Source organism: Lacimonas salitolerans, assembly GCF_042677865.1.
Taxonomy (GTDB): Bacteria; Pseudomonadota; Alphaproteobacteria; order Rhodobacterales; family Rhodobacteraceae; genus Lutimaribacter; species Lutimaribacter salitolerans.
The window spans coordinates 1-1,532 of sequence record NZ_JBHUDD010000087.1; the positions used below are offsets into that span (position 1 = coordinate 1).

The 1,532-nt window shown below is 64.6% G+C and carries 1 protein-coding gene and 1 pseudogene; both read left to right on the top strand.

The features are described 5' to 3' along the window. Window positions 1-227: IS66 family insertion sequence element accessory protein TnpB (tnpB, locus tag ACFTOW_RS13390; RefSeq protein ID WP_379916536.1), on the top strand; the 227-nt coding region annotated here is incomplete at its 5' end. A 59-nt stretch (window positions 228-286) separates the two neighbouring features. Next, window positions 287-1,495: pseudogene (gene tnpC / locus ACFTOW_RS13395) on the top strand (IS66 family transposase); the annotation flags it as partial. Between the last annotated feature and the right edge of the window lie 37 nt (window positions 1,496-1,532).

The following is a 1,532-nucleotide window of genomic DNA, read 5'->3' on the forward strand; positions in this document are numbered from 1 at the left end:
AAACAACAGATGAAACGGATGCGTCACCCGAACTAACTGCTCACCTGCGTCAGTCAGGCCTGCATTCCCTCGTGAGGTACAAGCGGCTGGAAGCCGGGAAGTTCATCTGGCCGAGCAGCGGCAGCGGCGAGGCTGTGCAGATCTCGGCAGCCCAACTCGGCTATCTCCTGGAGGGGATAGACTGGCGCAATCCGCGGTGGACGCAGCGCCCGACGAAGGCGGGATAAAACCCTGCGAAAGCCCATATTTTGTTGGGTATTCTATCCATTCAGGATATGCTCCGGGCATGTCCGATACCGCTTCCGAGATTGCCCGACTGCGCGCTGCCCTGGCGGCATCGGAGGCTCGTGCCGCGGTCGCCGAGAGCGAGCTGGCGCAGGCCCGGGCGGTGGTCTCGACCTCCGAGGCGATGATCAAGCATCTCCGGCTCGAGATCGCCAAGCTCCGGCGCGACCACTACGGCCATAGTGCCGAACGCCGTGCCCGCCTGATCGACCAGATGGAGCTGCAGCTCGAGGAACGCGAGGCCGCGGCCACCGAGGACGAGATTGCCGCTGGGAAGGCGAAGACCACGGCGGTCGTCGGGTTCGAGCGCCGCCGCCCGGCGCGTAAACCTTTCCCCGAGCACCTGCCGCGTGAGCGTGTGGTGATCGAGGCACCGACGGCCTGTTCGTGCTGTGGCTCGGACCGCATCGTGAAGATGGGCGAGGACATCACCGAGACGCTCGAGGTCATCCCCCGACAGTGGAAGGTGATCCAGACCGTTCGCGAGAAGTTCACGTGCCGGGCCTGCGAGAAGATCAGCCAGCCGCCAGCACCCTTCCATCCCACGCCGCGGGGATGGGCCGGGCCGAACCTGCTGGCGATGGTTCTGTTCGAGAAGTTCGGTCAGCATCAGCCGCTCAACCGACAGGCAGAGCGCTATGCAAAGGAAGGCGTCGACCTCAGCCTCTCGACGCTGGCAGACCAGGTCGGGGCCTGCGCGGCAGCCTTGGCACCGATCCATGCCCTGATCCGGGGACACGTCCTCGATGGCCGCCGTCTGCATGGTGACGACACCACGGTTCCCCTCCTGGCGAAGGGAGGGACGCAGACAGCACGGCTCTGGACCTATGTTCGCGACGACCGGCCGTTCGGCGGTGGTGCGCCCCCAGCCGCGCTCTTCCACTTCTCGCGCGACAGGGAGATGGCCCATCCGAACCGGCATCTTGCCGGGTGGCAGGGTGTTCTTCAGGCCGATGCCTATGGCGGCTACAACGACCTCTATCGCGGTGACCGTGATCCGGGGCCCGTCACCAGCGCGCTGTGCTGGAGCCATGCCCGACGCAAGTTCTTCGAACTTGCGGACATCAAGGAGAATGCCCGCCGGAAGAAGCCGGCGCACGACATATCGCCTGTCGCACTAGAAGCCGTGAAGAAGATCGACGCCATCTTCGACATCGAGCGCCAGATCAACGGTCTGGATATCGCCAGCCGGCTCGATGCCGCGCGACAAACAGGCTGAGAATCCAGCGTCAATCAGGATGAGAACG